Source organism: Pseudomonas sp. IT-P100 (genome assembly GCF_949767185.1).
Lineage (GTDB): Bacteria > Pseudomonadota > Gammaproteobacteria > Pseudomonadales > Pseudomonadaceae > Aquipseudomonas > Aquipseudomonas fluorescens_B.
Map to the genome: position 1 here is coordinate 774921 of NZ_CATKQK010000022.1, position 23272 is coordinate 798192.

The following is a 23272-nucleotide window of genomic DNA, read 5'->3' on the forward strand; positions in this document are numbered from 1 at the left end:
AAGCTCTTGTTCAGTGGAGGCGCAGAAATCGCCGGGGGCGATATATACTGCGCGCCATTCTTCAAGGGAGAGCCGTGTGGCCATCGATATTCACTGGATTCGCGACAACGATAGCCTCGGCCGGTTTTGCGCCGAGTGGCAGCAGCTGCCCTACGTTGCCCTCGACACCGAATTCATGCGGGTCGACACCTTCTATCCGATCGCAGGCCTGCTGCAGATCGGCGATGGCGTACGCGCTTACCTGATTGATCCGTTGACCATCGATAACTGGCAACCCCTGGCGGCGTTGCTGGAAAACCCGGCCGTGGTCAAAGTCGTGCACGCGTGCAGCGAAGATCTCGAAGTGTTGCTGCGCCTGACCGGCAGCCTGCCGGCGCCGCTGTTCGACACTCAACTCGCCGCTGCGTACCTGAACCTCGGTTTCTCCATGGGGTATTCGCGGCTGGTGCAGGAAGTGCTCGGCATCGACCTGCCCAAGGGCGAGACCCGTTCCGACTGGCTGCAACGTCCGCTGTCCGATACTCAGATCAGCTATGCCGCCGAAGATGCCTTGCACCTCGCGGAAGTTTTCGTACAGCTTCGTCCGAAACTGTCTGACGATAAATATGCCTGGGTCCTGGAAGACGGCGCCGAGCTGGTGGCCAACCTGCGTCGTGAAGTTGATCCGTACCAGGTCTATCGCGAAGCCAAACTGGCCTGGAAACTCTCCCGTGCCCAACTCGCCGTGCTGCGTGAACTCTGCGCCTGGCGCGAACACGAAGCCCGCGCCCGTGACTTGCCGCGCAATCGCATCCTCCGTGAACACTCCCTGTGGCCGCTGGCGCGGACGCAACCGGACAACCTCGGCGCGCTGGCGAAAATCGAAGACATGCACCCGCGTACCGTGCGTCAGGACGGCGAATTTCTGCTTGATCTGATCAAGCGCTCTGGCAGTGTGTCGCCAGATCAATGGCCGCCTGCCGTGCCGGAGCCGTTGCCGGTAGATGCGGCAGCCCTGATCAAACAGTTGCGTGCACTTGGCCAGGCCGAAGCCGAGCGCCTGAACATCGCGCCGGAGCTGATGCTGCGCAAGAAAACCCTGGAAGCGCTGCTCAAGAGCGGCTTCCCCAATGGTCCTTACCAATTGCCTGATTCGCTGCGTGGCTGGCGCCGCGAATTGATGGGCCAGGCGCTGCTCGACAGCCTGGCCACCGCCGGAGAACAGCCTTGAAACGTATTTGCTCCATCTATCGAAGCCTGAAGAAAAACGAGATGTACCTCTATGTGCTCAAAAGCGATGCACTGGAGCGCGTCCCGGAAAGTCTGATGGCCGCTTTCGGCAAACCGCACCACGCGTTCGACCTGGTGCTGACCCCCGAGCGCAAGCTGTCGCGCGAGGACATCACCGTGGTCCTGGAAAACCTCGAGAAGCAGGGTTACCACCTGCAAATGCCGCCGGCCGAAGACGAATACATCGAACATTTGCCGGAAGAACTGTTGCGACGCAACGATCCGATGTGATCGGCAGACAGGCTCTGTTCAGAGTCTGCGTGAAACACTGGAATGATTTTGGCGATGGCCACGATGAGGGAGCGATACCCCCTCGGTGGCCGTCTGCACTGCTTTTGAAAGGTTTGAACCATGCGCGTTCTGATTGCTGAACACGACCACCCTGTATATGCCCAACTGTTGCGCCAGGCAGCGCCTGATCTGGAAGTACTGACCAGCGGCGACTCCGCTGAACTGGCCCGCCAGGCCGCCGATTGCCCGATCTGGCTGGGGCAGCCGGACCTTCTGGCGACCCTGTTGCGCCAGGGTCACCAGCCGCAATGGTTGCAATCGACCTGGGCCGGCATCACGCCGCTGCTGGCCGACGGCCTGCCACGCCACTATCGCCTGACCCGCGCGGTGGGGATTTTCGGTCAGGTCATGGCCGAATACGTGCTGACCTACATGCTCGGCCACGAGCGCGAAGTGTTGCCGCGCCTGGTCAGTCAGGTCGAGCGCAAATGGGACAGCCGCCAGGGCCAAAGCCTGGCGGGGCGTAAGGTGTTGATTGTCGGCACCGGTGACATCGGTCAGACCGTGGCGCAGTTTCTGCTGCCGTTTGGCGTCGAGTTGTATGGCATCGCCAGCGAAGCTCGCGAGCAGGCCCCGTTTGTCGAAGTGGGGGCGCTGGCGGATTTGCCGCGTCTGGTTGGTGAGGTGGATTACGTGATCAATCTGCTGCCGAATACGCCGACGACTCACGACCTGTACGACGCGGCGCTGTTCAAGCAGTTCAAGCCGACCGGGTTGTTCATCAACGTCGGGCGTGGCGTGGCGGTGGTCGATGCGGATTTGGTGGAGGCCTTGAAGGAAGGGCATCTGGCAGGCGCGGTGATCGACGTCTGCCGTCAGGAACCGCTGCCGCAACGTCACCCGTTCTGGACGGCCTGGGGCTTGCTGCTCACCGGACACAGTTCGGCGCCGACTTCGCCAGCGATGATGGTGAAGCTGTTCGTCGAGAATGTGCGGGCGTATCAGGCGGGCGAGGCGTTGCGCGGGGAAGTGGATTTCAATCGCGGGTATTGAATCCACTTTGCTTGAATAGTGTGCAAAACCCACCGTGGGAGCAAGCCTGCTCGCGATGGCGGTGTGTCAGTCGACATCATTGTTGGCTGACGTTCCCTCATCGCTAGCAGGCTTGCTCCCACAGTTGTTTTGCGGTGTGGCTTAGAGGGTGAAGTCGCCTTCAGCTGCGAGTTCGCTCAACGGACGACGCGGGCTCGGCTCTTCGCGCGCTTGCAGGTAATCCGCCAGCGTCGCCTTGTCCCCCAACTTGCCCACCGCCACTGCTGCGTGCAGTGCGTAACCTTCAGGAATGTTCAGCTCCTTGCGGGTCAGCTCCTGATCGAAACCGGCCATGCCGTGGGTGTGCCAGCCGCTGAGGCTCGCTTGCAACGCCAGATGGCCCCAGGCCGACCCGGTGTCGAAGGTGTGCCACAGGGCCGGAGTTTCTTCGGTGGCGCCAGGCACCGCGAAGGTGGTTTTCGAGATCACGATCACCAGCGCCGAGGCGTGTTGCGCCCAGCTGCGGTTGAATTCGTTCAGCAAACCCAGGTAACGCTCCCAGTTCGGCGTATCGCGGCGCGCGTAGAGGAACCGCCAAGGCTGCGAGTTGTAGGCCGAGGGTGCCCAGCGTGCGGCTTCGAAAAAGCTCAGCAGGGTTTCTTCTGGAATGGCTTCGCCGGTGAAGGCACGGGGCGACCAGCGATCGGTAAATTGAGGGTGGATGGCGTAATCGGCAACGCGTGGATTGGCACTCATGCAGAGATTCCTTGCGACATGTGAGTCAGAGGGTCGAGTAAAAAACCGGCGGGCACAGTCAGGCTGGGCGATGAGGTTTTTCGTGAGCCTGGTACTTCATCTGGATGCAACGCAGTTGGGCGTTAATGGCACGCAGGTCTGGCTCCTTGCGACTGGCAAAGCTACTTGGCGGCGCAATAACTGACAAGTCCCGTTCTACCGGCAGTCGCCAATGCTTGGCCCGCGGGCCGCTGCACACTAGACTGGCGGCCTTTTCACTACCTGATGTTGATGCTTGAGCCATGGCCGCCAAAGTCGAACCGTTCTGGATACGCAAAACCCTCGATCAGCTCGATCAGCAGGAATGGGAATCGCTGTGCGACGGTTGTGGTCTGTGCTGCCTGCAAAAGCTCGAGGATGAAGAGGACAACAGCGTTTACTACACGCGCATCGCGTGCAAGTTGCTGGACTTGAAAACCTGTCAGTGCAGCGATTACCCGAACCGCCGTGAATTCGTGCCGGACTGCATCCAGCTCACGCCGGGCAAGGCCGATGAGTTCAAATGGCTGCCGCCGACCTGCGGTTATCGCCTGGTCAGCGAAGGCAAGGATTTGCCACTCTGGCACCACTTGGTGTGCGGTGATCGCGACGCCGTGCACCACGAACGCATTTCCCAGTCCGGGCGCATGCTCGCCGAAGGCAGCGTGGCCGAAGAGGATTGGGAAGACCATCTGATTTTCCGGGCAGGTTAGTTTTACAAAGGAGTGTGTATGGCTGTGGGATTGCGGCTGGCGCTGGCCGTCGGGCTGCTGGCCTTTGGTTCGCCCGTGTGGGCGGCGAAGAAGGTCGACCTGGATTACCACGTGCGCCTGTTGCCGCAAAGCGATCAGGCTGAAGTGCGGCTGACCCTGGCCCAGGGTTCGGCGGTGCGCAGCCTGGATTTCGACCTCGGCGACGGCAGCCATTACAGCGATTTCAAGGCCGATGGCCAATGGCAACTCACGCCCGGCAAGCCGGCCCGTGGTGTCTGGCGCCCGGCCGCCGACAAGGCCAGCCTGACCTACCGTGTGCGCATCAGCCATGGCCGCAAGAGCGGCAGCTTCGACACGCGCATGACCCCGACCTGGGCGCTGATGCGCGGCGACGACCTGGTGCCCGCTGCCAGACTCGATCAGCAGGATGGCATCGAGCTGGTGTCACGCCTGGAATTCGAATTGCCCACCGGCTGGAAAAGCGTCGAAACCGCCTGGCCACGGATCGGCAAGAACAAATTCCGCATCGATAACGTCTCCCGCCTGTTCGATCGGCCTACCGGCTGGATGCTTGCCGGTCACCTCGGCACCCGTCGCACCCGATTGGGGGAAACCGAAGTCACCGTCGCCTCGCCCCAAGGCCAGGGCATGCGCCGCATGGATGTGCTGACGCTGCTGACGTTTGTCTGGCCGCAAGTGCAGGCCGTGTTCCCGCGTCATCCTGCCAAGTTGCTGATTGTCGGCGCCAACGACCCGATGTGGCGGGGCAGCCTGGCCGCGCGCGAGTCGATCTATCTGAATACGCGCCTGCCACTGGTCAGCGAAAGCGGCAGCAGTGTGCTGGTACGTGAACTGGCCCAAGTGTTCGGGCGGATCAATGACAAGCAGCGCAGTGACTGGATCAGCGAAGGTTTTGCCGAGTATTACGCCATCGAACTGGTGCGACGTGCCGGCGGGATGAGTGATGAGCGGTATGAACATTTGCAGAAGAAGTTGGCCAAAGAGGGCCAGAAGGTCACGACCTTGCGGGGTGAGCAGATCAGCCCGGCACAGATAGGCAAAGCAGTTTTATTGCTAGGTGAGCTGGATCAGGAGATTCGTATCAAGACCCGTAACAAGCGTTCGCTGGACGATGTGATGCGCGGGGCGATGCATTTGGAGAGTGTCAATACCAAGGCGTTCGTTCAGCTGGCCGAGAGTGTGATTGGCGAGTCTTCCAAAGTCTTGGATACCGGGTTGCTCCAGTAAAATTGCCATCGCGGGCAAGCCCCACAAGGATCAGGGGTGTCCACAAATTCGTGGCCCAACACTAAAACCTGTGGGAACGGGCTTGCCCGCGAAGAGGCCATAAGCCTCAACGAAAACTCAGATCAAACCCCGGTTTTCGGCGACTTCAACGAATCATTCCCGGTGACGGTCGCGGTTTTGGTCGCCGCCTCGGCATTCGCCTTCAGCCGACCCAACTCTTCCCCGGCACGCTCGATTTTCGCCCGCACGTTGTTCATGTCCTGACGGCTTTTCTCCAGCAGGCTCTTGGCCGAACTGTGGCCGGTAATGCCACGGGCCAGCGCTACGCCGCCGATGGCCACCTGGAGCAAACCGAATATTCCGCCGCGACGCAGGCCCTTGCCGACCATCACCACGCCACCGGCCAGGGAGCCGATGCGCTCCCAACCCTGAACGTTCTGATCGGAATGGGTCTGGAACGGGGTGGATTCGATGCGCTCTACGCGTTTGAGTTCGCTCATGATCTGTCTCCTGGCGGGAAGGACTGCTTCAAGAATAGATAATTAAGCTGACTGCCGAGGCGGGCGGCTTGTTCCATCGGATGTGCGTCGATTCAGCGGAATTTTGGACCGGAGCGGGTGTTGAGGCCCTTGGCCATGCGGTCGTACAGCACGACGTTGACCGTGGCAGCGAGGTTCATGCAACCGGTGGTCGGGATGTAGACCACGTCTTCGCACCAGTCGCGAATCTCTTTATCCAGCGAGCCGTCTTCCGGGCCGAAGATGTACAGCGCGCGATCCGGGTGGGTGTATTCGGGCAGCGAGCGTGCGCCTTCGACCAGCTCCACGGCGACCGGTACGCAGCCCAGTGGCAGGATTTTTTTCAGGTCGTCGATGCCGATCAGCGGGATGTCGTAGTGGACGCGTTTGGTGTCGGTGACGAAGTCGGCGGCGCGGTCATAACGCTTGCCGGTGTAGAACACGGACGCCACGTTGTAGCAGCCGGCGGCGCGCATGACCGAGCCGACGTTTTCCGGTGATTTTGGATTGAACAAACCAATGCAGCTGTACCGTTTGTCTGCCACGAGCGGGGTGCCTTCGGGGAAAAAACCGCGATTATACGGGGATTGGGTGAGGGGGTGTCTGATTTGAGATTGGTGGTGACTGGACAATTGCTATCGCTAGCAGGCTAGCTCCCGCATTGGATCTGGGGCGTTCACACATACTTATGCGCACACAAGATCCCTGTGGGAGCTAGCCCGCTAGCGATGGGGGCGGGTCAGACAATGAAGATATTCAGTCGTCCTTCTTCATCAACCCTGCCAACGCCGCAAACGGGTTATGCGTCGCCTTGGCGATCTTCGGCGTGCTCAACGAGCCTTCATCGAAATACTGCTGATCGGTGTACCGCGAGTGTTCGTTGTCATGGCAATACAGGCACAACAGTTCCCAGTTCGAACCATCCTGCGGGTTGTTGTCGTGGTTGTGGTCGCGGTGGTGCACGGTCAGTTCGCTCAGGCGCTTGCCGGAAAACTCGCGGGCGCAGCGGCCGCACACGTGCGGGTACATTTTCAGGGCTTTGTCGCGGTAACCCATTTCCTTGTCGCGCTGGTTGTCGGCGAGGATGCGGTCCAGCTTCGAAGTGTTGGTCGGCGTTGACGAACTCATGGGTTCACCTTTGTAAAAGACTAATGACGGTTATGAACGAAGTTTAGCTCAGCCCTTGAGCTTCTCGGCAATCCAGATGGTGTGGCGGGTGCCCTTGTTGCCGTGGGCAAAGACCTGGACTTCCTCGGCCTTGAAGCCGGCTTTTTTCAGTTTGTCGGAAAACTGCTTGTCGGCGCTGGCCGACCAGACGGCCAGCACCCCTTTTGGCCGCAGGGCTTTGGCGCACGCGCTCAGGCCGCCTGCGGAGTAGAGCCAGCTATTGGCCCTCTGGGTCAGGCCTTCGGGGCCGTTGTCGACGTCGAGCATGATCGCATCGAACCCTTGCGGCTCGGCCTGCAGTACTTTGGCCACGTCTTCCATGCGGATCACCGTGCGCTGATCGAGCAACGGATTGCCGGCTTTCTCGCCCAATGGCCCGCGATTCCACTCGACCACGCCGGGCACCAGTTCAGCGACCACGACTTCTGCGGTCTTGCCCAAATGCTTGAGGGCCGAGGCGAGGGTGAAACCCATGCCCAGGCCACCGATCAGCACCCGCGAATTCGGCCGGCCAGCGACCTTGCGGCAGGGGATTTCGGCCAATGCGTCTTCGGAGCCGTGCATGCGGGTGTTCATCAGCTGTCCGCCGTCGCCGCCCTGGATCTTGATGACGAAATCCTCACCGTATTCGAACAGGCACAGGGCGCCGCCGTTTTCAGGAATGGGGGCGGTGTCGAGGAGAACGAAACGTTTCATGGGGCTCTCTTGAGAAGGAGGGGCAGGGGGGAGGCAAACGAACGCCGTTGGGAGTAGCCTGCAACCAGACAACAAGGCCAACGGAGCCATTGATGAAGCGCACCATTCTAACGGTCATTGCCTTGGCCGCGCTCTCGATAACTGCAGTGCAGGCCCAAGAGCTGCAAACCATTCCGACCAGCCCGGCGCCGCTGCCCGGTTCGCCCGGCACCGCGACGCCGACGCCGTATCCGCAGATCACCCCGACCATCCCGCACAAAGCCGGGCCCGGCGGTGGCGGGCCACCGCTGTTGCCACCGATCGAAGTGCCCAGCCCGCCCAAGGACCAGACGTTGCCGGGCCTGGAGCAGAACAATACGAAGATCAAGTCGCCGGGCGGTTAGACCTGCTGTGACAACAGTTGCCCGTCGGCCATGCGCAGGCGTTTGGACAGGGAGACGGCAAGGGCGCGGATGATCTTGGCGGCGATTTTCGGCGCGTCGTTGAGCATCTTTTCCAGCGAGTCCCTGCCCAGGTTCAGCAACTGGCAATTACTCGCTGCCACGCAACTGGCGGAACGTCGCTCACCATCGAGCACGGCCATTTCGCCGAACGCCCGACCGCTGCGCAAGGTGGCCATGGTCACCAATTGTCCGTCGCTGCCGGATTTTTGCACCGCCACCTGGCCGGTATGGATGATGCACATGAAGCTGCCGGCGTCGCCTTCGTGAAAAATCTCTTCGCCTTCGGCCACGGTGCTGATACTGAAGTAGCCGGAAGCGGCAGCGAAGTCTGCAGGCAGCAGTTGGTCGAACAGGCCGCAGTCCATCAGCCAGTCACGGATTTCGTTGTTCAACAGGGTTGGTTCTGACATGTCGTCACGGTCTTTTTTTTGTGTCTGGTTCCGGTTTTCGGGATGTCCTCAATCCCTTGTGGGAGCGGGCTTGCTCGCGAAGGCGGTGTAACACCCAACATTGATGTTGAATGTGCTGGCTTTCTTCGCGAGCGAGCCCGCTCTCACATTGGAATTGTGTGGGAGCAGACCCGGTGTCTGGTCTTAAGACCGACGTGTCAGGCCAAGTTCCTCAGGCAATCCCCAAAACCTTGAAAACAAATGCGTATTCGAGTGCTACGTCACGTAATCCCTGGTAACGACCGCTCATCCCGCCATGCCCGGCGCCCAGCTCGGTCTTGAGCAGCAGCGGGTTGCTGTCGGTTTTGGTCGCGCGCAACCTGGCCACCCATTTGGCCGCTTCCCAATATTGCACGCGACTGTCGTTGTAGCCGGCGACCACCAGCGTCGCCGGATAAGCCTGTGCAGTGACGTTTTCGTACGGGGCGTAAGCCTTGATCCGATCATAAACGTCCGGCTCTTCAGGATTGCCCCACTCGTCGTATTCCGTGACGGTCAGCGGCAGCTCCGGGTCGAGCATGGTGTTCAGCACGTCGACGAACGGCACTTCGGCAATTGCCGCGCCGAACAGCTCCGGACGCATGTTGAGCACCGCGCCAATCAACAAGCCGCCAGCACTGCCGCCGCTTATCGCCAGTTGCTTTGATGTGGTGAAGCCATTGGCGATCAGGTGCTCGGCGCAGGCGATGAAGTCGCTGAAGGTGTTGTGCTTGTGTTCCTGCTTGCCGGCGCGATACCAGGCTTCTCCCAGTTCGCCGCCACCCCGCACGTGGGCGATGGCAAACGCCACGCCGCGATCCAGCAGGCTCAGGCGCGCATGGGAGAACCACGGGTCGAGGCTTTCGCCGTAGGCGCCGTAGCCGTACAGATAAAGTGGCGTCGGCTTACCGAGGGCCTCGCGTTTGACGACCAGGCTGATCGGCACTTGCGTACCGTCCGGCGCTGTCGCCCACAGGCGCTGGCTGACGTAGGCGTCGGCGTCGAACGGACCGAGCACCGGGGTTTCCTTCAACACTTTCTGTTCGCCGCTGACCAGTTCCAGTTGGCGGATCTGCGCCGGACGGTTCAGCGCTTCGTAACGCAAACGGATGCGGTCGCTGATGAATTCCAGGCTGTTTTGCACGTGCAGGCTGTAGGCCGCATCCGGCAACTGCACGCGGTAGCTCGGCAGGTCTTGCGGGTGGACTTGGATGATCGGCAAGCCACCTTCACGCAGGCTGAGGGTCAAGGCCCGGGCGTTGAGGCTCATGCCGTCGATCATCGTGGTGTCGCTGTGGGGAATCAGGTTCTGCCAGTCGGCTTCGGTCGGCGCAACGCCGGTATCGACAGCCGTGTACAAGGCAAAGTTGATGCCGTCGCGGTTGGTGCGAATGAACCAGGTCCATTGGCCATCGAGTGCGCCGTGATCAACGTCGTACTCATGGTCTTCAACCCTCGGCGCGATGCAGGTGAACGCCTGTTGCGGCTGGGACGCGTCGAGCACCCAGACTTCGCTGGTGGTCTTGCTGCCCAGCGCCAGCAGTAATTGCTGCTCCGAACTCGAGCGATAGCAATGCATGAAGAAGCGGCCGTCCGACTCATGGAACACTTCTTCGGCTGCCGTGCCGTCCAGTCGATAGCGGAACAGTTTGTGCGGGCGGTGGGTGTCGTCCAGTTCGCCGAAGAACAGCGTCAGGCTGTCGTTGGCCCAGATCATGCTGCCATCGCAGTCCGAGAATTCCAGTTCGCTGACGCGGCCGCTGGATAATTCCTTCACGAACAGGGTGTAAATCTCATCGCCGGTGGAGTCGATACTGTAGGCGAGGCGCTGGTGGTCCGGGCTGATACTGAACGCACCGAGGGAAAAGAAGCCGCCGTTAGCCAGTTCGTTCGGGTCCAGCAGCAGTTGTTCGTGGGCTTCATCGAGCTGCAGGCTGTCATCCGCCGGGCGGGGGCAGCGGTAGTTACGAGCGTATTCGTCACCGGCCGTGGTGCGCGTGTAATACAGATACGGGCCCCACGGGGAGGGCAGCGACAGGTCGGTTTCGAGAATCCGGCCCTTGATCTCTTCGAACAGGGTTTCGCGCAACCCGGCCTGATCGGCGGTTTGCGCCTCTTGATAGCGGTTTTCAGCCTTGAGGTAATCGAGCACCGCGTCGGTGTCGCGTTCCTGTAGCCAGGCATACGGGTCAGAACCTTCGGCCTTGTGGGCAATCGGGGCGCTGGTCATGTTGGCGGATACGGGCATGAAGGGGTCTCGGACGATGTACGGAATTAGGGCTTCGCAGGGGGCAGGAAACATCCTGATGCCTCACACAGATCCCTGTGGGAGTCTTGACCGGCTGGCATTGGGACAAGCCTGACGTGCGAAAAGTCGTTACTATAAGCGCCTCTTTGCCTGCCTTGCCATGGACACCATGACCGAGAACGACTATCTGATCGCCTGGGGCCTCTACGCCTTCGCCGCTTTAGGCTGCCTGTTGGTGTGGATGCGCATGACCCGCTGGATGTGGCGCTGGCTGCGGGAGCCGTTGCGACTGCTGGTCGCCGTGTTGCTGTTCAGTCCGACGATCATCGATCCGGTGAAGGAAAAGGTCGCCCCGGCCATCGCCATCACCGCCCTGGACCTCGCGTTCAAGGTTGGCAACAACGCCTGGCGGGCGGTCTCCGACCTGCTCATGTACGGCATGATCGCCTTCGGCCTTTATCTGGTGCTCGTCGCGATCCGCTTCCCGATCGAACGCGCCGCCAAGGCGCGTAAGGAACGGACGGCGGCTGCCAAGGCTGCGGCCAAGGCCGACGATCCTGAAGACGATCATCCTTTCGGCGGTGCCGGTGATGACCGTTATGGTCGCCCGCCGGTCCCGAGCAACCCTCAGCGTATGCGCGTAGAACCGCGTTTGTAACCTTGCCCCTGCCTTACAGAGAGTCCGAACATGTGTGAGTTATTGGGCATGAGCGCCAATGTGCCGACCGATATCGTGTTCAGCTTCACCGGTCTGATGCAGCGCGGCGGTCGTACCGGTCCGCACCGTGACGGTTGGGGCATCGCGTTCTATGAGGGCCGTGGCCTGCGGCTGTTCCAGGATCCGGCGGCTAGCAGTGAGTCGGAAGTTGCTAATCTGGTGCAGCGCTATCCGATCAAGAGCGAAGTGGTGATCGGGCACATCCGCCAGGCCAATGTCGGCAAGGTCTGCCTGTCCAACACTCATCCGTTCGTGCGCGAACTGTGGGGGCGCAACTGGTGTTTCGCCCACAACGGCCAGCTCGCGGATTTTCAACCCATCACAAGCTTTTACCGCCCGGTCGGCGATACCGACAGTGAAGCGGCTTTTTGTGATTTGCTCAATCGTGTGCGCGCAGCGTTTCCGGAACCGGTTGAGATCGAAGCGCTTTTGCCCGATCTGGTGGCCGCCTGCGCCGAATACCGCGGCAAGGGTGTGTTCAATTGCCTGCTCAGCGATGGCGATTGGCTCTTCTGTTACTGCTCGACCAAACTGGCGCAGATTACCCGTCGTGCACCGTTCGGCCCTGCGCGCTTGAAAGATGTCGACGTGATCGTCGACTTCCAGGCCGAAACCACGCCCAACGATGTGGTCACCGTGATCGCCACCGAACCCCTGACCGAAAACGAAACCTGGACCCGCTACGAACCGGGCCAATGGAGCCTGTGGCGACGCGGTGAATGCGTCAGCCAGGGCAAGACCGAATAAAGGACGCTCACATGTTGCTCAGTTATCTACGGCTGGTGTTGTTCGCGGCGGGCCTGTTGATCGGTGTCCAGGTGCCGGGGTTCATCAACGATTACGCCAAGCGGGTCGAGGCCCACCTGATCGAGGCGCAGACCGGTCTTAGCGGCTTTCAGGGCACCGCCAATCAATTCTTCAAGGGCGACATGCAGGCCCTGGTCGCCCATTACCGCGCCAGCGAAGACCCGATCTTTCGCAGCGATGCCGACAGCCTGAGCAACCTGCTCACCCGTCAGCTGGCCCTCGATAAACAATTCCAGGCCATGCAGGGCCCGTGGTACATCCGCTTCCTGCAGGTTGTACTGGCCGCCGACCCGGACATCCGCAAGGAAACCTGGAACGGCTACAGCTACCAGATCCTGCTGACGCCCGAAGCGATGATCTGGGGCATGAGTGGCGCGTTGCTGTTGTCGTTCGGGATTGAATGCCTGTTCAGGCTGATCGATTGGGTGGTGCTGGGCGGCAAGCGCCTGCGCCAGAGCCGGCCGATTGAAGAGCGGGATTTGCGCGGGTTGTAAGAGGGGCCATGCGAACCCTGTGGTGAGGGAGCTTGCTCCCGCTCGGCTGCGAAGCAGCCGCCAAGCTTTTGGGGCGCTGCGCGACCCAGCGGGAGCAAGCTCCCTCGCCACAAGTTCGGTGTGCTATTTGGAAAGAAACCGCATCCCTTCTTCAAGCCCCCGCAACGTCAGCGGGTACATCTGGTCATCAATCAAATCCCGCACGATATTGGTCGACGACGTATAGCCCCACGTATCTTTCGGATACGGGTTAATCCAGATGAGCTTCTTGTACTTCTCCTTGAACCGCTGCATCCACACGTAACCGGCTTCTTCGTTCCAGTGCTCGACGCTGCCGCCGGCCTGGGTGATTTCATAGGGCGCCATGGCGGCGTCACCGATGAAGATCACTTTGTAGTCGGCGCCGTACTTGTGCAACAAGTCCTGGGTCGAGGTGCGTTCGGATGTGCGGCGCATGTTGTTCTTCCACACCGACTCGTAAATGAAGTTGTGGAAGTAGAAGTACTCAAGATGCTTGAACTCGGTCTTGCAGGCCGAGAACAACTCTTCGCAGATTTTCACGTGGGCATCCATCGAGCCGCCGATGTCGAACAGCAGCAACAGCTTGACGGTGTTGCGCCGCTCCGGCCGCATCTGGATGTTCAGCAACCCGGCGTCTTTCGCGGTGTGATCGATGGTGCCATCGATGTCGAGCTCTTCCGCCGCGCCCTGACGGGCAAATTTACGCAGCCGGCGCAGGGCAACCTTGATGTTGCGCGTGCCCAGTTCCACCGAATCGTCGAGGTTTTTGTACTCGCGCTGATCCCAGACCTTGGCTGCCTTGCCCTGGCGCTTGCCGGCATCACCGACCCGAATGCCTTCCGGGTTGAACCCGCCGGAGCCGAACGGGCTGGTGCCGCCGGTGCCGATCCACTTGTTGCCGCCGGCGTGGCGTTCTTTCTGTTCTTCCAGGCGTTTCTTGAACTCTTCGATCAGCTTGTCCAGGCCGCCGAGGGACTGGATCGCCGCCCGCTCTTCGTCGGTCAGCGAGCGCTCGAATTCCTTGCGCAACCAGTCTTCGGGAATCAAGGCCTGAAGGTGATCGTCGAGTTTTTCCAGGCCATTGAAGTAAGCACCGAAGGCCCGGTCGAACTTGTCGAAATGCTTTTCGTCCTTCACCAGAATCGTCCGGGACAGGTAGTAGAACTCGTCCATGTCGGCGAAGGTCACGCGCTGTTTCAGCGCGTTGATCAGGTCCAGCAGCTCGCGCACCGAGACTGGTACCTTGGCTGCACGCATTTCATTGAACAGGTTGAGCAGCATGGCATCAGCCTCTTAGCGGGTGCCGCGACGGCTCATGAACGCCAGACGCTCAAGCAGTTGCACGTCCTGTTCGTTCTTGACCAAAGCACCGGCCAACGGCGGGATGGCCTTGGTCGGATCGCGTTCGCGAAGTACGGCTTCGCCGATATTGTCGGCCATCAGCAGCTTCAGCCAGTCCACTAGTTCGGAGGTCGATGGCTTTTTCTTCAGGCCCGGCACCTTGCGCACGTCGAAGAACACGTCCAGCGCTTCGCTGACCAGGTCCTTCTTGATGTCCGGATAGTGCACATCGACGATCCGCTGCATCGTGACGCGATCCGGGAAGGCGATGTAGTGGAAGAAGCAGCGGCGCAGGAAGGCGTCCGGCAGCTCTTTTTCGTTGTTGGAGGTAATGATGATGATCGGGCGCTTCTTGGCCTTGATGGTCTCGTCGATCTCGTAAACATAGAACTCCATCTTGTCGAGTTCTTGCAGCAGGTCGTTCGGGAACTCGATGTCGGCCTTGTCGATTTCGTCGATCAGCAGGATCACCCGCTCTTCAGACTCGAAAGCCTCCCAGAGCTTGCCCTTTTTCAGGTAATTACGAACGTCGTGAACCTTGTCCGTGCCCAGCTGCGAATCGCGCAGGCGGCTGACCGCGTCGTACTCGTACAGGCCTTGATGCGCCTTGGTCGTGGATTTGATGTGCCAGGTGATCAGCCTGGCGCCGAAGGACTCGGCCAGTTGCTCGGCCAGCATGGTCTTGCCGGTGCCCGGCTCGCCCTTGACCAGCAGCGGGCGCTCCAGGGTGATGGCGGCGTTGACCGCCAGCTTCAGGTCATCGGTGGCGACGTAGGCCTGGGTGCCTTCGAACTTCATCTGCTAATCCTCGAACGGTAACGCCGACCTGACGGGGCAGGGCGGGGCGCAATAATTGTAGTACCCGACTATAACGCGCTGCCCGGTCGACTGTGAACGCAGACGGCTTATTCAGTCTCTGAATGGGGCGTCACATCTTGACTCAGTCCGCCTCCGGCTTCGGCCGTTCATACCGGGCATTGAAGGCCTGGACAAAACCATTACGCAAAATCTGCAAAAACGCCTGGAACGCGCTGATGTCTTGCCTATGAACGTTGCCGCTCAGTTCCACACGCGTGGCAAACTGGTTTTTGCCCTGGTTTTTCAGCACGGTTTCGGAGCCGCCGACTATGGCCTCCCAAATGGACCGGAACAGCCCTTTGTCCTTGTTTTCTACGTCCTGCTGCCAGTTGAAAACGTCAACATCCTTCAGGAGCGGTTTGATGTAGCCGGTCAATTGGGCCTTTTTCGCTTGCGCTTCAATCACCACATCACCGTGCCCGGCATTGAAATCGAACTTGCCATAGGCCGAGGCGAAGTCGTTCATGCGTTTGAGTTCAATGTCCCTGGCGCGCAGGCGGAACTGGAAGTCTTCGAAATTGCTCAGCGGGTCGAAGGTCGCGGTGGTTTCCAATGGGGCGTGACCCAGCAGCAGCGCTTTGCCATCGAAGCGTGCGTCGCGCTTGCCTTCCTTGTCGACGACGTTGGTCAGGTTGTAAATGCTGGCGTTGACCTGGGTCGCATTCATGTTGACGGGGGGCTTTGAATTGAAATTTCTGAAGCTGATCTTGCCGTCGAAGATACGAACTTCGTCCAGGGTGATGGGGGCCAGTTTGCTCAATTGCGCGCGCCAGTCGGTGCCCTGGCCGGTCTGCGAGTTTTGCTTGTTGGCGCCACCATCGACGAAGTTCACCTCGGGGTTGAAGAACTGCACCTTGGCCACCACCGCGTGGTCGTACAGGAGCGAGTGCCAGCTCACGGCAAGGTCGATCAACGGCGCATTGACGAAGGGCACCGGGACCTTGCCATCGACCTTGACGATTTTCAGCCCGTTGATTTTGTAGGCGCCGCGCCACAGTGCCAGGTCAACGTCGGTGATCTGTCCACGGTAGTCGCCCATGTCGGCGAGCTTGTCATTCAGGTAGTCGCGCACCATGTAGGGCAGGGCCACATGCAAGGTAATCAGTAGCACAACGAGGCCGACGAGGATCCACAAGGGCCAGCTGTATCGACGTTTCATGATGGCAAATCTCCGGCGATGTAAGACCATTGACTGCGGTGGTCACCGGACGTTCGACCCGACTGGACGACCACGGGCAACAGGCATACCGTGAAGGGCTAATTCAACGCTGCATAAGGACCCAGCCATGAGCCGTATTTTTGCTGACAACGCCCATTCCATCGGCAATACGCCGCTGGTGCAGATCAACCGCATCGCACCGCGTGGCGTGACCATCCTGGCCAAGATCGAGGGGCGCAATCCAGGTTATTCGGTCAAGTGCCGGATCGGGGCGAACATGATCTGGGACGCCGAAAGCACCGGCAAACTCAAGCCTGGCATGACCATCGTCGAGCCCACCTCTGGCAATACCGGCATTGGTCTGGCGTTTGTTGCCGCTGCACGGGGCTACAAGCTGATGTTGACCATGCCGGCGTCCATGAGCATTGAGCGTCGCAAAGTGCTCAAGGCACTCGGCGCCGAACTGGTGCTGACCGAACCGGCCAAGGGCATGAAAGGCGCGATCGAAAAGGCTGCTGAAATTGTTGCCAGCGACCCGTCCACCTATTTCATGCCCGCACAATTCGAGAATCCGGCCAACCCGGCCATTCACGAGAAAACCACCGGTCCGGAAATCTGGAACGACACCGACGGCGCGGTCGATGTGCTGGTGGCGGGCGTAGGAACGGGTGGAACCATTACCGGCGTTTCGCGGTATATAAAGAATACCCAGGGCAAACCGATTCTTTCCGTGGCGGTTGAACCGGTGGTTTCGCCGGTGATTACGCAGAAGCTGGCCGGGGAAGAAATCAAACCGAGCCCGCACAAGATCCAGGGCATCGGCGCCGGTTTTGTACCGAAGAACCTGGACCTGTCGATGGTGGACCGTGTCGAGCTGGTGACCGACGATGAATCCAAGGCCATGGCCCTGCGCTTGATGCAGGAAGAGGGCATTTTGTGCGGCATCTCTTGCGGAGCTGCCATGGCTGTGGCGGTACGCCTGGCGGAAACCCCGGAAATGCAGGGCAAGACGATCGTGGTGATCCTGCCCGATTCTGGCGAGCGCTACCTGTCGAGCATGCTGTTCAGTGACCTGTTTACCGAACAGGAGAATCAGCAATAGACGTTGCCGAAGCCGTGATTATTTGATCGTGGGGTGGGGGGTTGATTCAGATCAGCCCCCGTTCAGGAACGCTATGGTAAGAAGTGCTTTATTGCATAATTCTTAACAGTGAATGTTGAGTTAGACGGGTTTTTCCCGTGGCCGGTAATGTTTATCATGGCCGGTCGCAACGTCGGGTAAATGGCGTTGTGCAGAGTTGTTTTTTCTCAAGGAGTTGTTGATGACCTTTTCCTTTGCCGCGAAGGCGTCGCTGTTGCTGCTGTTCCTGGGCAGTACTCTTTATGTGCATTTGCGCGGCAAGGCGCGTTTGCCGGCCTTGCGTCAGTTCGTCAACCACTCCGCGCTCTTCGCGCCTTATAACGCCTTGATGTACCTGTTCTCCAGCGTGCCGTCCAAACCTTATCTGGACCGCAGCAAGTTCCCGGAGCTGGATGTGCTCAAGGACAACTGGGAAGTCATCCGCGACGAAGCGATGCACCTGTTCGACGAGGGCTACATCCGCGCCGCCGAAAAAAACAACGACGCCGGTTTTGGTTCGTTCTTCAAGAAAGGCTGGAAGCGTTTCTACCTCAAGTGGTACGACAAACCCCTGCCATCGGCCGAAGCGCTGTGTCCGAAAACCGTGGCCCTGGTCAGCAGTATTCCCAACGTCAAAGGCGCCATGTTCGCGCTACTGCCGGGCGGCAGCCACCTCAACCCGCACCGCGATCCGTTTGCCGGTTCCCTGCGTTATCACCTGGGTCTGTCGACCCCGAACTCCGATGATTGCCGCATTTTCGTCGACGGTCAGGTGTATGCCTGGCGCGACGGTGAAGATGTGATGTTCGATGAGACGTATGTGCACTGGGTGAAGAACGAAACCGAGAAAACCCGGGTCATTTTGTTCTGCGACATCGAACGTCCGCTGAGCAACCGCGTCATGACCCGCCTCAACCGTTGGGTCAGTGGCTTGCTCGGTCGCGCAACGGCGCCGCAGAATCTCGACGACGAACGGGTTGGCGGAATCAACAAGGCTTACGCCTGGAGCAAGAAGTCCAGTGACAGGGTCAGCGGTGTGGTCAAGCAGTGGAAGCGTCGCAACCCCAAGGCTTACCGCGTGTTGCGGCCGGTGCTGGCGGTGGTGGTGTTGACGTTGTTGGGGTATTGGTTGTTTGGGTGATTCCGGGCAAGAAATGAAAAACCGCTCATTGAAGCGGTTTTTTTTTCGCCGATGTAAGGGTCGCCCGACATTTATCTCGAAGGTAGTTTCGGCGCGACAGCTTTCGTTACTGGCCCTTTGTCCAAGTCATTGCAATCCAGGTCGCCCGCTGGTTATAGTCGGCGCTCGGTGTTATCCAACCCACCGTCCACTTCATCAAAAAAGATCAGCCCATGCCTGCATCCCTCATCAACGCGGTAGTCGATTCAGCGGTCAACGCTGGCGTCGTGCCGTGCGGGAATCAGCAGCCTGCGCAGATCAGTCATTACCCCCCACCTGTCCGTAGCACGCCGGTGTACGCAGTCGTATCACCGCCGGGCGTTGGCGTTTCGGGCTGATCAGTTTCTAGCTAGTTGCTGTTACCCGCGCCTGCCTGAAAAAACTACTGGATTTCAGCTTCGGCTGAGTTGGCTTTTTGCCTGACTACAGGTGGTCTTCATGTTTGTCCTTTCGAAAAAATCCGCGCTCGCGGCGGCGTCCACGAGCCTGTTCGTTCTGCTGTGGAGCAGCGGGGCGATCTTCTCCAAATGGGGCCTGGCCCATGCGTCACCCTTCGCTTTTCTGCTGATCCGCTTTGCTATCGCTCTGTGTGGGTTGGTACTGCTGGTGCCGTTGCTCAAGTTGAAACGGCCCAAGGGCGGTAAGCCGATGTTGTATGCGATGGCCACGGGCGTGGTGTTGCTGGGGGCTTATCAGATTTTCTATCTGCTGGCCCTGGACCTGAAAGTCACGCCGGGTGTGATGGCCACAATCATGGGCGTGCAGCCGATTCTCACGGTAGTGATCATGGAGCGGCAGCGTTCAGCCAGCCGAATGTTCGGGCTGACCCTGGGCCTGGTCGGTCTGGTCATGGTGGTTTACCAGGGCATCGGTCTGGCGGGTATGTCGCTGGCGGGGATGCTCTTCGGTTTGCTGGCGTTGGCGAGCATGACGTTCGGTTCGATCATGCAGAAGCGCATTACCGATAATCCCCTTGGCACGTTGCCGGTGCAGTACCTCGCGGGGTTGTTGCTGTGCGGGATCTTTGTGCCGTTCCAGCCGTTTCATTTCGAACACAGCAGCGGTTTTATCGTGCCGGTGTTGTGGATGGGGCTGGTGGTGTCGGTGCTGGCGACGCTGTTGCTTTATCGGCTTATCGCTCGGGGTAATTTGGTGAACGTCACCAGTTTGTTTTACCTGGTGCCGGCGGTGACCGCGGTGATGGATTACCTGTTTTTCGGCAACAGACTGGCGGGGTTGAGCATGCTTGGGATGGTGCTGATTATTGTTGGTTTGGGGTTTGTGTTTCGTAAGACAGGGTGACGCGGTTGGGAACCTATCCGTTTCTGCGGTAATGGCTTCTGGCGGTTTCGCTTTTACAGCGAGTCACTTGGAAAAGCCCCGAGTGAACAACCTACAGAGAGATCACAGCTAGCCTGCTAGCGATGGACTTCAACGATAACGCGTGCTGTCTGAATGAACGTGTTGTCCGGACTTCCATCGCTAGCAGGCTAGCTCCCACAGGGGGGGAGGGGGACATGACATTGGTGTTCAGCGCCGATGATCCTGACGGACTTCAGGCAGGCTCTCAGGTCGCCTCGCCTTGGCTTTTGATCTTGATCTGCCCCGTCGGAAGGCCGTACGTCAGGGGCGTCAGGGCGGAACCAATAGTCGCCGTTACCCAAGAAACGGATATACACCAAAAAACCAGACCTCCATCCGGCCCTGTTACTTGGTCAACGCATGCTCCGCCCGCACCGAATTCATAAACGCCTGCATCGCCGACGATTGAATTCGATGACGCCGGGTAATCAACCCATACGGCGGCAGCCGCGCTTCAAACTTGATCGGCAACACCGCCAGCAAATCCCGCCCCGGATAATCCTCGACCACCGACACCGGCGTAACGCCAAGCATGTCAGTCTGCTGGATCAACGAGAGCAAGGTCATGATCGAGGTGGTTTCAACGATGCTGCTGGGGATGTCGACCCGTGCATTGTGGAACACCTGATTGATGATCGCGCGCATCGGGCTCGGTTGCTGTTGCAGCACCCAGGTCATGTTCTGCAATTCCGCCCAGCTCAGGTGTTTCTCCTGCGCCAACGGATTCTGCGCGCCGGCAATGACGCACAACGCCTCTTCGCCGAGGCTGTCGAACAGCAGTTCTTCGGCCCTCGCACCGGCCGGAATCCGCCCCAGCACGATGTCGAGTTGATCCTGCAGCAGTGCCTGTACCAAAACGTCACTGGTATCGACCTGAATGCTCATCGACAACCGTGGATGGCTTTGCTTCAAGGTGGCGATGGTGCGGGTCAACAACCCCGAGGCCAACGCCGGAATCGCGCCGACGGCGACCCGCCCGAGGTTGCCGGATTCCAGTGCGACCAGTTCTTCACGCATGCCGCTGAGTTCGGCAAACACCATGCGCGCATAGTAGATGACGGTTTCCCCGAACGGGGTCGAGCGCATGCCACGGGGCAGGCGTTCGAACAGCTCGACGCCGAGCAAGTCCTCGGCCTCATGGAGCATCTTGGTCGCTGCCGGTTGGGTCATGCCGATGTGATCGGCGGCGCGACGCAGCGAGCCGAATTCCTGCAATGCCAGCATCAACCGCAATTGGCGCAGACGCAGTCGACTGTGGATTACATTGGCATCAGGAATTCGGGTCATGGGCCGCGCTCGCAGAAAAGACTGCGGCAAGCCTGACAACAAATGTCAGGCGTTGCCAGCATTGCTGTGTCACAGCACCGATTTGGTCTTGGCGACGGTCGGTTTGCGCAGGCCCGTCAGGGCGCCCAGTGCCTTGGAAATCAGCGGCCAGAACAGCATCAGCAGCGCTGCCGTAGTCAGGCAACCCACCAACGGGTTGGACCAGAAAATCCCCAACTGCCCGTCAGAAAACAGCATCGATTGACGGAACGCATCTTCAGCCTTGTCCCCTAGGACCGCGGCCAATACCAGTGGTGCAATCGGGTAACCGAGCTTCTTGAACAGGTAACCCAGCGCGCCGAAGCCCAGCATCAGCACCACGTCGAAGAACGAGTTGTGCACCGAGTACGCACCGATGGCGCAGACCATGATGATGATTGGCGCAATGATCGAGAACGGAATGCGCAGGATCGAGGCGAACAGCGGCACGGTGGCCAACACCACAATCAGACTCACCACGTTGCCCAGGTACATGCTCGCAATCAGGCCCCAGACAAAATCGTGTTGCTCGACAAACAGCGTCGGGCCAGGGTGCAAGCCCCAGATCATCAACCCGCCGAGCATCACTGCCGCCGTGGCAGAACCGGGAATCCCGAGGGTCAGCATCGGCAGCAGGGCGCTGGTGCCGGCGGCGTGGTCAGCGGTTTCCGGGGCGATCACGCCTTCGAGTTCACCCTTGCCGAAGTTCTCGCGATTCTTCGAGAAACGCCGCGCCAGGCTGTAGCTCATGAACGAGGCCGCCGTCGGGCCGCCGGGCGTGATGCCCATCCAGCAACCGACCAGGGTGCTGCGCACGATCGTCCACCAGTAACGCGGCAACTTGGCCCAGGTGCGCAGAATTACCATCGGCGTAATGCGTGCATGTTCGCCACGGAACACCAGGCCTTCCTCGACGGTGCAGAGGATCTCGCCGATACCGAACAGCCCGATGACTGCCACTTCAAAACTGATCCCGGTCATCAGGATCGGCTGGTCGAAGGTCAGGCGCAGGTTGCCGGACACGGTGTCCATGCCAACCGCTGCCATGGCGAAACCGATCATCATCGCCACCACGGTTTTCAGTGGTGGGTTCTTGCTCATGCCGATGAAGGTGCAGAACGCCAACAGGTACACCGCAAAGAACTCCGGTGAGCTGAACGACATGGCAAATGCGGCGATCTTGGTCGACAGGAAGGTCAGCAACAACACCCCGGCCAGTGCGCCGATCAATGCCGAGCTGAACGCCGCTGTCAGGGCTTCGGCGGCGCGGCCTTCGCGGGCCATCGGGTAGCCGTCAAACGTCGTCGCCACCGATGAGGGTTCGCCGGGTATGTTGAACAGGATCGAGGTGATCGAGCCGCCAAACAGCGCGCCCCAATACATGCACGACAGCAGGATGATCGCCGACACCGGCGACATGGTGAACGTCAGCGGCAGCAGCAACGCCACGCCATTGGGGGCGCCGAGGCCGGGCAATACGCCGACCAGAATGCCCAGCAGCACGCCGATCACCATCAGGCCGATATGGCCCGGGGTCAGGATCAGGTTCATGCCTTGCAGCAGGGAATCGAACTCACTCATTTGAAATTTCTCCCGGCCAGGGCAATCCAGTCGCCCATCGGACCGGCATCCAGCGGGACCTTGAACCACAGCGCGAAAATCAGGTAACTGGCAAGCACCGCGCCGAGGGATACGCTGGCGATCATCAATTTGCCGTAAGGCTTGGTGCGGACCTTGTCACGCCACATGAACCAGGCGATGAAACAGGCTGACGCCACATAGATGCCGGTGAACGGCATGGCGCCAACGAACAGCGCAATCGGAATGAACACTGACAGCACCTGTTTGAACGCGCTGCGGCTGACGAATGAAAGGCTCAGGGCTTTCCAGCGCACCATCGTCCATACGCCGTTGGCCACGCTCGCGGCGCTCAGCATCAGGCCTATGTAGAAGGGGAAATAACCCGGCTCAGGGCCGGAATCGCCCCAGCCGATACCTTGTTCGACACTGCCGAACATCACCACCACGCCGATCAGCGCGGTGAAGACAGCCAGACCGAGTTCGACCCAGCGGGTACCGACCAGCGCCGGTGAATCCGAAGAATGGGACATGAAGACACCTCCAGAGGTGACGGCCGTGC

The 23272-nt window shown here is 59.8% G+C and carries 26 protein-coding genes; 13 read left to right on the forward strand and 13 right to left on the reverse strand.

The genetic code is table 11. The features are described from left to right. The first annotated feature begins 76 nt into the window (after positions 1-76). The 3 genes from rnd to ACM6IQ_RS19835 all read left to right on the forward strand — a co-directional run bounded on the left by rnd (position 77) and on the right by ACM6IQ_RS19835 (position 2553). The gene (gene rnd, locus ACM6IQ_RS19825) at positions 77-1210 is read left to right on the forward strand and encodes a ribonuclease D (RefSeq protein WP_017336990.1); all 1134 of its coding nucleotides are present in this window, start codon (positions 77-79) and stop codon (positions 1208-1210) included. Then, entirely contained in the window at positions 1207-1500 is a 294-nt protein-coding gene (locus ACM6IQ_RS19830; protein ID WP_007898694.1) for a YcgL domain-containing protein, read from the forward strand. Before rnd ends, ACM6IQ_RS19830 begins: the two co-directional genes overlap by 4 nt. 120 nt (positions 1501-1620) lie before the next feature. Then, on the forward strand, positions 1621-2553 hold the full coding sequence (locus tag ACM6IQ_RS19835) for a D-2-hydroxyacid dehydrogenase (protein ID WP_017336991.1): 933 nt from the start codon (positions 1621-1623) through the stop codon (positions 2551-2553). Between the two features lie 141 nt (positions 2554-2694). Here the strand turns inward: ACM6IQ_RS19835 and ACM6IQ_RS19840 are convergent, their stop codons facing one another. Then, positions 2695-3288 carry a nitroreductase family protein gene (locus tag ACM6IQ_RS19840; protein WP_017336992.1) on the reverse strand — a complete coding sequence of 198 codons (594 nt, stop codon included), beginning with the start codon at positions 3286-3288 and terminating at the stop codon, positions 2695-2697. A 281-nt stretch (positions 3289-3569) separates the two neighbouring features. Between ACM6IQ_RS19840 and ACM6IQ_RS19845 the strand changes: the two genes are divergently transcribed. Both ACM6IQ_RS19845 and ACM6IQ_RS19850 read left to right on the forward strand, forming a co-directional pair. Then, entirely contained in the window at positions 3570-4019 is a 450-nt protein-coding gene (locus ACM6IQ_RS19845; protein WP_017336993.1) for a YcgN family cysteine cluster protein, read from the forward strand. Positions 4020-4037: 18 nt separating this feature from the next. Then, positions 4038-5267, forward strand: a complete 1230-nt coding sequence (locus ACM6IQ_RS19850) for a hypothetical protein (RefSeq protein ID WP_414879607.1) — start codon at positions 4038-4040, stop codon at positions 5265-5267. 122 nt (positions 5268-5389) lie between these two features. Here ACM6IQ_RS19850 and ACM6IQ_RS19855 read toward each other — a convergent pair whose 3' ends face one another. From ACM6IQ_RS19855 to ACM6IQ_RS19870, 4 genes are all read right to left on the reverse strand, one after another. Continuing rightward, positions 5390-5767, reverse strand: coding sequence for a DUF2892 domain-containing protein (locus ACM6IQ_RS19855; RefSeq protein ID WP_017336995.1), 378 nt, complete (start codon positions 5765-5767; stop codon positions 5390-5392). 92 nt (positions 5768-5859) lie between these two features. Then, positions 5860-6330, reverse strand: a complete 471-nt coding sequence (locus tag ACM6IQ_RS19860) for an RNA methyltransferase (RefSeq protein ID WP_017336996.1) — start codon at positions 6328-6330, stop codon at positions 5860-5862. A gap of 211 nt (positions 6331-6541) precedes the next feature. After that, positions 6542-6913 (reverse strand): YajD family HNH nuclease, encoded by a 372-nt coding sequence (locus tag ACM6IQ_RS19865; RefSeq protein WP_017336997.1) that lies wholly within the window; start codon positions 6911-6913, stop codon positions 6542-6544. A 48-nt stretch (positions 6914-6961) separates the two neighbouring features. Continuing rightward, positions 6962-7648: a spermidine synthase gene (locus tag ACM6IQ_RS19870; protein WP_017336998.1), complete on the reverse strand. Its 687-nt coding sequence runs from the start codon at positions 7646-7648 to the stop codon at positions 6962-6964. A 92-nt stretch (positions 7649-7740) separates the two neighbouring features. On the opposite strand from ACM6IQ_RS19870, the gene ACM6IQ_RS19875 reads away from it, so the two are divergent. After that, on the forward strand, positions 7741-8031 hold the full coding sequence (locus tag ACM6IQ_RS19875) for a hypothetical protein (RefSeq protein ID WP_031318505.1): 291 nt from the start codon (positions 7741-7743) through the stop codon (positions 8029-8031). Here the strand turns inward: ACM6IQ_RS19875 and ACM6IQ_RS19880 are convergent. Then, positions 8028-8501 (reverse strand): cyclic nucleotide-binding domain-containing protein, encoded by a 474-nt coding sequence (locus tag ACM6IQ_RS19880; protein WP_414879608.1) that lies wholly within the window; start codon positions 8499-8501, stop codon positions 8028-8030. The genes ACM6IQ_RS19875 and ACM6IQ_RS19880 overlap by 4 nt on opposite strands. Before the next feature lie 211 nt (positions 8502-8712). After that, positions 8713-10767 (reverse strand): S9 family peptidase, encoded by a 2055-nt coding sequence (locus ACM6IQ_RS19885; RefSeq protein ID WP_414879609.1) that lies wholly within the window; start codon positions 10765-10767, stop codon positions 8713-8715. Between the two features lie 160 nt (positions 10768-10927). Here ACM6IQ_RS19885 and ACM6IQ_RS19890 point away from each other — a divergent pair, with 160 nt between their 5' ends. From ACM6IQ_RS19890 to ACM6IQ_RS19900, 3 genes are read left to right on the forward strand one after another with little or no spacing between them, the layout of a single operon-like run. Then, entirely contained in the window at positions 10928-11425 is a 498-nt protein-coding gene (locus ACM6IQ_RS19890; protein ID WP_017337004.1) for a hypothetical protein, read from the forward strand. A gap of 30 nt (positions 11426-11455) precedes the next feature. Further along, the gene (locus ACM6IQ_RS19895; RefSeq protein WP_017337005.1) at positions 11456-12232 is read left to right on the forward strand and encodes a class II glutamine amidotransferase; all 777 of its coding nucleotides are present in this window, start codon (positions 11456-11458) and stop codon (positions 12230-12232) included. An 11-nt stretch (positions 12233-12243) separates the two neighbouring features. Further along, a complete protein-coding gene (locus ACM6IQ_RS19900; RefSeq protein WP_017337006.1) occupies positions 12244-12786 on the forward strand; it encodes a DUF2937 family protein in 543 nt (180 codons plus the stop codon). A gap of 123 nt (positions 12787-12909) precedes the next feature. On the opposite strand, the gene ACM6IQ_RS19905 is transcribed toward ACM6IQ_RS19900, so the two are convergent. The 3 genes from ACM6IQ_RS19905 to ACM6IQ_RS19915 form a co-directional block, all read right to left on the reverse strand. Beyond that, positions 12910-14088 carry a vWA domain-containing protein gene (locus ACM6IQ_RS19905; RefSeq protein WP_017337007.1) on the reverse strand — a complete coding sequence of 393 codons (1179 nt, stop codon included), beginning with the start codon at positions 14086-14088 and terminating at the stop codon, positions 12910-12912. A 12-nt stretch (positions 14089-14100) separates the two neighbouring features. Beyond that, positions 14101-14946, reverse strand: coding sequence for an AAA family ATPase (locus tag ACM6IQ_RS19910; protein WP_414879610.1), 846 nt, complete (start codon positions 14944-14946; stop codon positions 14101-14103). A gap of 142 nt (positions 14947-15088) precedes the next feature. Beyond that, entirely contained in the window at positions 15089-16165 is a 1077-nt protein-coding gene (locus tag ACM6IQ_RS19915) for a DUF748 domain-containing protein (protein ID WP_414879611.1), read from the reverse strand. A 127-nt stretch (positions 16166-16292) separates the two neighbouring features. Here ACM6IQ_RS19915 and cysK point away from each other — a divergent pair, with 127 nt between their 5' ends. The 4 genes from cysK (at position 16293) to ACM6IQ_RS19935 (ending at position 19767) form a co-directional block, all read left to right on the forward strand. Continuing rightward, positions 16293-17267 carry a cysteine synthase A gene (gene cysK / locus ACM6IQ_RS19920; RefSeq protein WP_017337010.1) on the forward strand — a complete coding sequence of 325 codons (975 nt, stop codon included), beginning with the start codon at positions 16293-16295 and terminating at the stop codon, positions 17265-17267. Positions 17268-17487: 220 nt separating this feature from the next. Continuing rightward, positions 17488-18426 (forward strand): aspartyl/asparaginyl beta-hydroxylase domain-containing protein, encoded by a 939-nt coding sequence (locus ACM6IQ_RS19925; RefSeq protein ID WP_017337011.1) that lies wholly within the window; start codon positions 17488-17490, stop codon positions 18424-18426. A 212-nt stretch (positions 18427-18638) separates the two neighbouring features. Continuing rightward, positions 18639-18803 carry a hypothetical protein gene (locus ACM6IQ_RS19930; RefSeq protein WP_193393006.1) on the forward strand — a complete coding sequence of 55 codons (165 nt, stop codon included), beginning with the start codon at positions 18639-18641 and terminating at the stop codon, positions 18801-18803. 100 nt (positions 18804-18903) lie between these two features. Beyond that, positions 18904-19767, forward strand: a complete 864-nt coding sequence (locus tag ACM6IQ_RS19935; protein WP_017337012.1) for a DMT family transporter — start codon at positions 18904-18906, stop codon at positions 19765-19767. 405 nt (positions 19768-20172) lie between these two features. On the opposite strand, the gene ACM6IQ_RS19940 is transcribed toward ACM6IQ_RS19935, so the two are convergent. The 3 genes from ACM6IQ_RS19940 to ACM6IQ_RS19950 all read right to left on the reverse strand — a co-directional run bounded on the left by ACM6IQ_RS19940 (position 20173) and on the right by ACM6IQ_RS19950 (position 23243). Beyond that, positions 20173-21114 (reverse strand): LysR family transcriptional regulator, encoded by a 942-nt coding sequence (locus tag ACM6IQ_RS19940; protein ID WP_017337013.1) that lies wholly within the window; start codon positions 21112-21114, stop codon positions 20173-20175. 69 nt (positions 21115-21183) lie between these two features. Next, positions 21184-22713 (reverse strand): tripartite tricarboxylate transporter permease, encoded by a 1530-nt coding sequence (locus tag ACM6IQ_RS19945; RefSeq protein WP_414879612.1) that lies wholly within the window; start codon positions 22711-22713, stop codon positions 21184-21186. Then, the gene (locus ACM6IQ_RS19950) at positions 22710-23243 is read right to left on the reverse strand and encodes a tripartite tricarboxylate transporter TctB family protein (protein WP_017337015.1); all 534 of its coding nucleotides are present in this window, start codon (positions 23241-23243) and stop codon (positions 22710-22712) included. Before ACM6IQ_RS19950 ends, ACM6IQ_RS19945 begins: the two co-directional genes overlap by 4 nt. Positions 23244-23272: the final 29 nt, after the last annotated feature.

Coding starts and splice junctions, on each gene's coding strand:
- ACM6IQ_RS19835 (WP_017336991.1), top strand. CDS start 1,621: ATGCGCGTTCTGATTGCTGAACACGACCACCCTGTATATGCCCAACTG.
- ACM6IQ_RS19840 (WP_017336992.1), bottom strand. CDS start 3,288: ATGAGTGCCAATCCACGCGTTGCCGATTACGCCATCCACCCTCAATTT.
- ACM6IQ_RS19845 (WP_017336993.1), top strand. CDS start 3,570: ATGGCCGCCAAAGTCGAACCGTTCTGGATACGCAAAACCCTCGATCAG.
- ACM6IQ_RS19850 (WP_414879607.1), top strand. CDS start 4,038: ATGGCTGTGGGATTGCGGCTGGCGCTGGCCGTCGGGCTGCTGGCCTTT.
- ACM6IQ_RS19855 (WP_017336995.1), bottom strand. CDS start 5,767: ATGAGCGAACTCAAACGCGTAGAGCGCATCGAATCCACCCCGTTCCAG.
- ACM6IQ_RS19865 (WP_017336997.1), bottom strand. CDS start 6,913: ATGAGTTCGTCAACGCCGACCAACACTTCGAAGCTGGACCGCATCCTC.
- ACM6IQ_RS19870 (WP_017336998.1), bottom strand. CDS start 7,648: ATGAAACGTTTCGTTCTCCTCGACACCGCCCCCATTCCTGAAAACGGC.
- ACM6IQ_RS19875 (WP_031318505.1), top strand. CDS start 7,741: ATGAAGCGCACCATTCTAACGGTCATTGCCTTGGCCGCGCTCTCGATA.
- ACM6IQ_RS19880 (WP_414879608.1), bottom strand. CDS start 8,501: ATGTCAGAACCAACCCTGTTGAACAACGAAATCCGTGACTGGCTGATG.
- ACM6IQ_RS19885 (WP_414879609.1), bottom strand. CDS start 10,767: ATGCCCGTATCCGCCAACATGACCAGCGCCCCGATTGCCCACAAGGCC.
- ACM6IQ_RS19890 (WP_017337004.1), top strand. CDS start 10,928: ATGGACACCATGACCGAGAACGACTATCTGATCGCCTGGGGCCTCTAC.
- ACM6IQ_RS19895 (WP_017337005.1), top strand. CDS start 11,456: ATGTGTGAGTTATTGGGCATGAGCGCCAATGTGCCGACCGATATCGTG.
- ACM6IQ_RS19900 (WP_017337006.1), top strand. CDS start 12,244: ATGTTGCTCAGTTATCTACGGCTGGTGTTGTTCGCGGCGGGCCTGTTG.
- ACM6IQ_RS19905 (WP_017337007.1), bottom strand. CDS start 14,088: ATGCTGCTCAACCTGTTCAATGAAATGCGTGCAGCCAAGGTACCAGTC.
- ACM6IQ_RS19910 (WP_414879610.1), bottom strand. CDS start 14,946: ATGAAGTTCGAAGGCACCCAGGCCTACGTCGCCACCGATGACCTGAAG.
- ACM6IQ_RS19915 (WP_414879611.1), bottom strand. CDS start 16,165: ATGAAACGTCGATACAGCTGGCCCTTGTGGATCCTCGTCGGCCTCGTT.
- cysK (WP_017337010.1), top strand. CDS start 16,293: ATGAGCCGTATTTTTGCTGACAACGCCCATTCCATCGGCAATACGCCG.
- ACM6IQ_RS19925 (WP_017337011.1), top strand. CDS start 17,488: ATGACCTTTTCCTTTGCCGCGAAGGCGTCGCTGTTGCTGCTGTTCCTG.
- ACM6IQ_RS19930 (WP_193393006.1), top strand. CDS start 18,639: ATGCCTGCATCCCTCATCAACGCGGTAGTCGATTCAGCGGTCAACGCT.
- ACM6IQ_RS19935 (WP_017337012.1), top strand. CDS start 18,904: ATGTTTGTCCTTTCGAAAAAATCCGCGCTCGCGGCGGCGTCCACGAGC.
- ACM6IQ_RS19940 (WP_017337013.1), bottom strand. CDS start 21,114: ATGACCCGAATTCCTGATGCCAATGTAATCCACAGTCGACTGCGTCTG.
- ACM6IQ_RS19945 (WP_414879612.1), bottom strand. CDS start 22,713: ATGAGTGAGTTCGATTCCCTGCTGCAAGGCATGAACCTGATCCTGACC.
- ACM6IQ_RS19950 (WP_017337015.1), bottom strand. CDS start 23,243: ATGTCCCATTCTTCGGATTCACCGGCGCTGGTCGGTACCCGCTGGGTC.